5 protein-coding genes, 2 rRNA genes and 1 pseudogene are annotated in these 7,924 nt (G+C 51.4%); 6 read left to right on the top strand and 2 right to left on the bottom strand.

From position 1 onward, the window contains the following. Positions 1–144, top strand: a 23S ribosomal RNA gene (locus tag H581_RS0109335); the annotation flags it as partial. 156 nt (positions 145–300) lie between these two features. Beyond that, a 5S ribosomal RNA gene (gene rrf / locus H581_RS0109330) occupies positions 301–417 on the top strand. A gap of 62 nt (positions 418–479) precedes the next feature. On the opposite strand, the pseudogene H581_RS0109325 reads toward rrf, so the two are convergent. Together H581_RS0109325 and H581_RS0109320 are read right to left on the bottom strand one after the other, a co-directional pair. Then, positions 480–845 (bottom strand): annotated as a pseudogene (locus tag H581_RS0109325) (amino acid permease); the annotation flags it as partial. Positions 846–976: 131 nt separating this feature from the next. After that, positions 977–1,507, bottom strand: coding sequence for a DUF3231 family protein (locus H581_RS0109320; protein WP_036718286.1), 531 nt, complete (start codon positions 1,505–1,507; stop codon positions 977–979). A 195-nt stretch (positions 1,508–1,702) separates the two neighbouring features. Between H581_RS0109320 and H581_RS0109315 the strand changes: the two genes are divergently transcribed. From H581_RS0109315 to H581_RS0109300, 4 genes are all read left to right on the top strand, one after another. Beyond that, positions 1,703–2,899, top strand: a complete 1,197-nt coding sequence (locus H581_RS0109315; RefSeq protein WP_028609780.1) for an MFS transporter — start codon at positions 1,703–1,705, stop codon at positions 2,897–2,899. Positions 2,900–2,920: 21 nt separating this feature from the next. Continuing rightward, positions 2,921–4,729, top strand: a complete 1,809-nt coding sequence (locus H581_RS0109310; RefSeq protein WP_028609779.1) for a cache domain-containing sensor histidine kinase — start codon at positions 2,921–2,923, stop codon at positions 4,727–4,729. A gap of 7 nt (positions 4,730–4,736) precedes the next feature. Next, the gene (locus tag H581_RS0109305; protein ID WP_028609778.1) at positions 4,737–6,257 is read left to right on the top strand and encodes a response regulator transcription factor; all 1,521 of its coding nucleotides are present in this window, start codon (positions 4,737–4,739) and stop codon (positions 6,255–6,257) included. A 128-nt stretch (positions 6,258–6,385) separates the two neighbouring features. After that, on the top strand, positions 6,386–7,876 hold the full coding sequence (locus H581_RS0109300; RefSeq protein ID WP_028609777.1) for an ABC transporter substrate-binding protein: 1,491 nt from the start codon (positions 6,386–6,388) through the stop codon (positions 7,874–7,876). The last annotated feature ends 48 nt before the right edge of the window (positions 7,877–7,924 follow it).

Genomic DNA, 7,924 nt, shown 5'->3' with positions numbered 1-7,924 from the left:
AAAGCATCTAAGCGTGAAGCCCCCCTCAAGATGAGATTTCCCAGTATGTAAGACCCCTTGAAGACGACGAGGTTGATAGGTTCGGGGTGGAAGCGCAGCAATGCGTGCAGCTGACGAATACTAATCGGTCGAGGGCTTATCCTAAGAAGATCTGCATGGACCCATACATCCGGCAGACAAACAGCTAAAGTTCAGCAGCAATTTCTTTCGTATCCGGTTTTCAGGGCGCAAGCGTCTTGAAGGATAAAGGCTTGAATCTTTTCTGAAGTTATTCAGAAAGTGATTCGGCGAATATCCCCGTTTGGTGGCGATGGCGGAGGGGAACCACGCGTTCCCATACCGAACACGACCGTTAAGCCCTCCAGCGCCAATGGTACTTAGACCGCAGGGTCTTGGGAGAGTAGGACGTCGCCAAGCACGAATGACCTATCGCATGATTGCGGTAGGTTTTTTGTTGTTTTTAGGGAAGTGGACGGCTAAGTAACGAGGGCAGTTAAGTATAATTGGCTGCCTAGAATAAGCATCTCGGACGACCAATATACCCAGCCGTGGCTGAAGCCTGCCCAGTGCCCGAAGGCTTGCCTGGAATAGGTGCGGAAGGAGCCTTTCTCCGGGTGTTCGGCGATCATTCCCGCTAATGCTTGAAACACAAAGTAAGTTCCAACGGCCGCGATTAAGATAATAAGGATGATCGAGAAGCCGCTCTTCTCAATCGCCAGACTGGAGCCAAGCAGAAAGCCGGTGCCGATCGTTGTGCCGAGACCGAATAAGGAAAGCTGCCACCAGGAGAAGCTGCCTTTTGTGCTTTTTTTCGAATCGGATTGCTGTGAGGATGAACTGCTCATTCGTCTGCCCCTTTATGATACAAACACGAAATATCGCTAAACGATAGAAGACGCTAAGCCTGAGTATCGGCGCTTAGCGTCTTCTATTAAATAATGGACGCCGAAAGGCTTTTACTTGGTTCAGCAGCAGCTTACGCGTTTACTAATTCCGGTCTTTGGATTTGAAGCGGCGGAGGGATGAGCCATCCTTTTTCTTTGGATAATTTTAAAATTCTCATGCCTAGGGCTGCTTTCGTTACATGATACTTTCCGAATAGCGCGCCGATATCCTCGCGGATCGACTTGCCCATAATTTGACTGCATCCGACTAGACCGATAGACGTGTCTGCCGCAATCATGGCTGCAATTTCTTGATCCGCAAACCGCGCTCCGATCGGAATGTCCTCCAACTTGGCTTCAGGCCTGTCAGGAAGCAGCGGAGACGGCGCAATGCCGTTACGAGTCAGGATGGCGTCGCATTCGCTCACTTCAAGCTCGGCTTGATCGATGATCTCGCTCAATATCTTCTTGAGGTCTTTATCGCCGGCGTGATAACGGTAAGCCCGGTTAGCCGATATGCAGCCTTTAGCTGCCATAGAGAATTGCCACAAATCATAAACCTCGCCGTAATGAAGAGGCTCGTCTTTAGAATTACCGCCTAGAATGCCCGAAATGGTAATCATCTCCTTTAGTTGGTTTTGCGCAAGCTTCGTTATTGTATCTAAACGATAATGAAGTTATTCGGTCTTCTTCCTTTTGTTCAAAAGAATATAGGTTTGCCCATCTATGACAGGGGTTATATAATTATTTAAGAACTAAGCTAATTTTAAAAAAGCGGTCATCACAGGTCGTACATACGAATGGGATGTGTTTCGGGTATGCAGTCATGGAAGCGGACGATGTGGATCTTATGGGTAGGCGTGCTGCTGTGCAGCGCCAGTTATACGATGGCGGTTCCTTTTCTGCCGCTGTTTCTATTCGAGCTTGGCGTCGATCAATCATCGGTTAATTTATGGGCGGGAATTGTGCATTCCTCCGCTTTTCTCGTTGGCGCGGTCATGGCCCCGTTCTGGGGGTCGATGGCTGACAAATACGGCAAGCGCAAAATGGTTATCCGCGCCGGCATCAGCCTGGCGATCATCTATTCCCTCATTTCGATCGTACAAACTCCATGGCAGTTAATCGCGGTTCGAATGCTTCACGGCTTCGTAGGGGGATTTGTTCCGGCTTCAATGTCGATAGTTGCTACCGTTGCTCCGGCGAATAAGATGGGCGCAAGTCTCGGGATCATGCAAGCGGGGACGATGACAGGGGGGATTCTCGGCCCGTTCTTCGGCGGTCTGCTCGCGACGGCCTTCGGGCAGCGGATGTCCTTCATCGTATCGGGGGCGATCATTCTGCTCGCCACAGTTGCGGTCATCATTTGGGTGAAAGAAGGCCAGTCGAAAACCGAGGTCAAAAAATCGACGTATTGGGGTAATCTGAAATTCGCCTTTTCGAATTCGACGTTAAGGAATTTATTGCTTATTCTGCTTTTCTTCCAAATTTCTTATAATATGATTCAACCGCTGCTTACGCTGCATATCGCCGATCTGCAGGGAAGCGTGAAGGAGGCTGTCTTAACCTCCGGCTATATCTTTTCCTTAATCGGCATAGCCGGGATCATCGCTTCGCCGATTTGGGGCAGGGCAGGCGAGCGGCTAGGCTATATGCGGATGCTTTCATTTTGCTTGGCCAGCGCCGGGCTTATTCTCGGCATGCAATATTTTGTCGATCAGCTGTGGCTGTTCACATTCGTCCAATTCGTATTCGGGCTGTTCATCGCGGGCATTGCGCCAACCGTCAATACGCTGTTCGTGAAGAGCACGCCGGAGGAGTTCAGAGGAAGGTCGTTCGGCATGACCGCAAGCGCCAATCAACTGGGCTCTATGACGGGACCGCTAATCGGAGGCGGGCTGGGGCTGTTTCTCGGCATCCACTGGATATTCGTGACGGCGGGCCTGATTCTGGCCGGAGCCGGAGCGGCGGTTTTCCTTAAAGAGGTTTCAAAGAAACGCATGTTGAAGCAGCAATGAGAAGGCAGAGGAGGGACAAGCATGCCGACGCTGAACCTGTACCGCAAATATATCAAACCCCATTTGTTCATGAAGATTATTTTGTTGTTTGCCGCCATTACGATCGTGACGATCATCACGTTCTCCTATCTCATGTATCTCTCGATGTCCCAGTCGGCTCTTCAGCGGCAACTGGACGTGCAGAGGCAGGCGATCGAAAGCGTAAGCAATTATATAGGAAGCAAATACGATGCGGTGCAGACGATGATGGTCGACGTCTATCGCGACGAGGAATTATCGTTTAATATGTCCTATCTGATGGAGAATCCGTATAGCGCGTACGTCGAGCATAGACTGGATAAATTTTATAGCGAGAACAGTTCCTCCACCGACGCGGTGCAATTTTTCCGAAATCAGCTGGAGGATGATCAGGATATTCGGAGCTTAATGCTGTACAGCGCGGAGCAGCAGCATTTATACGCTTTCAACCATAACCGCCAGTTCAAAATCATTTCCGCCAATGCGGCCAATTCCTTCATTCCGGATGCCATGTATTTGGAAGAGGACTCGAACGTATCCACCTCCAACATATGGGTCAGAAGAGCAATAAAGCTGCCGGATATGCGGCTCTTCTCGGTCCGGATCCCGATTAATAACAAGCAGTCTCTCCGGAATATCGGACAGCTTCTCGTCTATTTCGAGACGGATCAAATCAAACGGAGATTGGCGCAGTACGAAGGGGATATAATGGGCGAGATCGTGGTGATTTCCGCAGACGGGGACGTCATTTACAGCTCTGAGGGGAAGGACGAAGGGGGCAAGTTCCCTTATCTCGAACAGGTGAATTCGTCCTACGACGAAGGAGACCTCGGGCAGGATTTTATCATGAGCAAGCAGGTGCATACGCAAGGCGGCTTCACCGTAGTCAGCATGGTGCCGAAGCACGAGCTGGAAGCGTCATACAGCGGGCTGCGCAAGACCATCGTGACGATCAGCTCGATTTGTATTTTGTTCACCATATTAATTCCATCCCTGTTTATAGGCAATTTTGCCAAAAGAACGAATAAGATTATCCGTTTCACCCGGAGGGTGAAACAGGGCGACTTGTCCGTGCGGATCGACGACCGGAAGGAAGACGAGCTTGGTCAAATTTCCAAAAGCTTCAACGACATGCTGGAGGAACTCAACCAATATATCGACCGGGTGTACAAGGCTGAAATTAAGCAGAAGCATACCGAGCTGGCGGCGCTTGAAGCGAGGGTCAACCCGCATTTTCTATATAATACGCTTGAGGTGATCCGAATGAGGGCGATCTCGCAGGGGGCGGCCGATGTGGGCGAGATGATCTACAGCCTCTCGGTTCTGTTCAAGAGCTATGTGCGGAAGAAACCGAGATATACGCTGCAGGACGAGCTTGAAGCCTGCCGGTTATATTTGGAGCTGTTTCGAATCCGTTATAAGGATAAATTTAGTTACGATATTCATTGCGAATCCGGTTTAAGGGATAAGAAAGTGCTGAAGATGTCGCTGCAGCCGGTTATTGAGAACTATATTTTGCATGGACTGAGAGCCGACCGGAAGGACAATCGCATTGACATCAGAGTCGCGGCGGACGGAGAATATATTCGGGCCCAAGTGACGGATAACGGGAAGGGGATTGCTTCCGAACGATTGGAAGAGATTCGACGGGGACTGGAGATAACGGGCGCGGAGACGGAGTCCTTTGGGCTTCGCAGCATTCATGAGCGGCTTCAGCTGCTCCACGGACCCGGCTATGGCATTGAGCTGCAGAGCAAGCCGGAAGAAGGGACGACGGTTACCGTTCTTTATCCGGATCTGGGGGAGGTTTGAACGAACCATGTATAAGGTGTTTATTGTAGATGACGAGCCGTTTATCGTTGAGGGGCTTTACGATATTATCGATTGGGCGGCAATGGGGATGGAAATCGTCGGTTCGGCGGAGAACGGAAAGGATGCGCTCGAGGCTCTTCAGACAACGCCCGCCGATATTGTCATAACGGATATTTCGATGCCGACGATGGACGGTCTGACGCTGATCCGCAGGGCGAGGGAGATGCTTCGGACCGATCTGAAAATCATCGTGCTCAGCGGCTATAACGAATTCGATTATTTGAAGGAAGGGATGCGGCTGGGCATTGAGAACTATTTGTTGAAGCCGATTAATCTCGAGGAGCTTAAGGCGACGCTCGCCAACACGCTGAGCAAGCTGAACGCCACCAAGGCGAATGATTCCCTCCAGGAACAGAGCATGCGGATATTGAAGGATAACGTGATGTACAGGTGGCTGATGAACCAGATTGAGCCGGAGCCGTTCCGCGAGCGGGCCGCGCTTCTGGGCATTGAGCTCGACACACCTTATGCGGCGGTCGCCATTCTGCGGCAGGAGAATCTCCGCATGGAGGTATCCGCCTTTATCGCAAGGCAGCAGGAGCATAACAGCGCAATGGTGTCCTTCCGCGACATGGACGGCGACATCGTGCTTGTTTTCAAGGTCAATGCACCGGAAACCGGCCGTCAGGAGGCGGAAGCTATTCTGCAAAGCTACATGCAAATGCTGGCGGATTACGGTCAGCTGCATGTCACGCTGGGCAGCACGGAGATGATGGAGGCCGCCTCGGTCAGCTATGCGAATGCGAGAAAAGCGCAGGAGTATTTCATGATTTACGAGGACCGCGCCATCATTCGTTACGACGATCTGCCAAGCGCTGAAGGGACAAACCAGCTGAACTTCCCGCTGGAATGGCCGGAGTACAAGAAGATGGTTATGGCGAAGGATAAGGATTCCTTAATGAGCCGGATTGAGGGCGACTTCGCGCAGCTGCAGAAGCTGGAGGGCATCGCCCCAGGCGATATTCAAGATACGGGCATGGAGCTGATCATCCGTTTCAAAATGCTGCTGAAGGAGATCCGGCACGATGAAGAGCCGGAGCTGTACAAGGGGAGCCTAAGCCGGCTTCGCAGCGCCGAGAGGATTGACGCGGTCAGCGAAGTTGTGAAGGAGGCGGCGGCCATTACGGTGGATGCCCTGCTCATGGACGTGAAGAGTCCCGTGGTGAAGCAGGTGCTTAACCGTATTCATGAGTCGTACAATGAAGACCTGTCTCTCAAGACGTTAGGGAACCAGTTCAACATCCATCCCGTCTATTTGGGGCAGCTGTTCCATAAGGAATGCAATGAAACGTTCACCGAGTATATGAACAAGTACCGGGTGGAGAAGGCGATGGAGCAGCTGAAGAATACGCAGCTGAAGGTGCATGAGATTGCGAGAAACGTCGGATATTGGGAAACGGGATACTTCTATAAACAGTTCAAGAAGTACGTAGGCATATCACCGACGGAATATAAAGGGCTGCTTTAGCGTCATGCTGAGCAGCTTTCTTTATTTTGGACATGATATATTTAGTTTCTGTTCTATTTGAAAATGCTTTCATAAATTACAGTTAAGATAGTCCTTAGGGATCCTATTACACGGGGAGGGTACACAGAATGAGCAACAAAAGAAAAAGCTATTCTCTAATGCTGGCTATGCTGCTGGCCGTAACGCTTGTTGTAAGCGCGTGCGGAAGCAAGTCGAACAATGAATCGAACGGCTCCGCGAACGGCGGGGATGCTTCGGAGCCCGCGACGGAACTGATTTGGTACACGATCGGCGCGCCGCAGAAGGATTTGGCGCTCGTTAACGAAGAAATCAACAAATACACAAAAGAAAAAATCAACGCCACGGTTGATATAAAAATGATCGACTACGGCGATTACACGCAGAAGATGCAGGTCATGGCCGCTTCGGGCGAGCCGATGGACATCCTGTTCACGTCGTCGTGGGCGTTCGATTATGTGCAAAACGCGCGTAAAGGCGCGTTCATGGAAATCGACGAGCTGCTGGAGAAATACGGACAAGGCATCAAGGAAACGCTCAACCCGGCGTTCCTCGAGGGCTCCAAAGTCGACGGACACAACTACGGCATTCCGGCCAACAAAGAGCTTCCGGCCCAAGAGGTATGGCGCTTCAACGACGAACTGTTGAAGAAGTATAACCTCGACATCAAGAGCGTTCGCTCGATGGAAAGCCTCGAGCCGCTTCTGAAGACGGTCAAGGAGAACGAGCCGGAGGTAACGCCGCTGGCGCTGGTGAAGGACTTCATGCCGCTCATGCCGTTCGACTACGTGATCGAGAAGCTGCCGATGGCGGTATACCTGGATACGAAGGACTACAAGGTCGTTAACATTTTCGAAACGCCTGAGTTGAAGTCGGCGCTCGATACGATGCGCAAGTACTATCAAGCCGGCTACATTTCGCCGGAAGTAGCGACGACGACGACGGTCGAGGATCTGAATAAATCGGGCAGATGGTTAGCTGACCGCGCCACGACGCAGCCGTTCGCGGAGAACCTCTGGTCGGCGAGCTACGGCCATCCGGTATCGACGACGCCTGCAGGCGACGCGTACATTTTCAACTGGTCGGTTATGGGCTCGATGCAGGCGATCTCCGCTAACTCCGAGCATCCGGAGAAAGCGATGGAGTTCCTGAACCTGCTCAATACGGACCCTGTCCTCCGCAACATGGTGGACTCCGGAATCGAAGGCGTACACTACGAGAAAATCGGCGACAACAGAATGAAAAACCTGCCTGACGCAGGCAACTACGACATGCCGACGTTCGCCCTCGGCAACATCATGCTCACTTACTTGAATGAGAACGATCCGGAAGACAAGTGGGAAGTGTTCAAGGAATTTAACGAATCGGGCATCGACGCGCCGCTTCTCGGCTTCAACTTCGATGCAACGAAGGTTTCCAAAGAAATCGCGGCCGTTCAGAACGTTAAAGAAGAATACTGGGCTTCTCTGATGACCGGAACGGTAGACCCGGAAGACTATATTGCGAAAGCAAACGAGAAGTTCAAAGCAGCCGGTCTTGATACGGTTATTGCTGAAGTACAAGCTCAACTGGATGCATGGAGAGCGGCAAACCATAAATAATGAAATGAATAGTGGAGATCGGGCGGGTGAAAGGCTTTCGCCCGATCT

The organism is Paenibacillus harenae DSM 16969 (assembly GCF_000422465.1).
Classification (GTDB): domain Bacteria; phylum Bacillota; class Bacilli; order Paenibacillales; family Paenibacillaceae; genus Pristimantibacillus; species Pristimantibacillus harenae.
This window is presented reverse-complemented; position numbering and strand designations above follow the sequence as displayed.

What these genes read in the sequence shown, in the direction of transcription:
- H581_RS0109315 (WP_028609780.1), top strand. Translation starts at nt 1,703, where the DNA reads ATGCAGTCATGGAAGCGGACGATGTGGATCTTATGGGTAGGCGTGCTG.
- H581_RS0109300 (WP_028609777.1), top strand. Translation starts at nt 6,386, where the DNA reads ATGAGCAACAAAAGAAAAAGCTATTCTCTAATGCTGGCTATGCTGCTG.
- H581_RS0109310 (WP_028609779.1), top strand. Translation starts at nt 2,921, where the DNA reads ATGCCGACGCTGAACCTGTACCGCAAATATATCAAACCCCATTTGTTC.
- H581_RS0109305 (WP_028609778.1), top strand. Translation starts at nt 4,737, where the DNA reads ATGTATAAGGTGTTTATTGTAGATGACGAGCCGTTTATCGTTGAGGGG.
- H581_RS0109320 (WP_036718286.1), bottom strand. Translation starts at nt 1,507, where the DNA reads ATGATTACCATTTCGGGCATTCTAGGCGGTAATTCTAAAGACGAGCCT.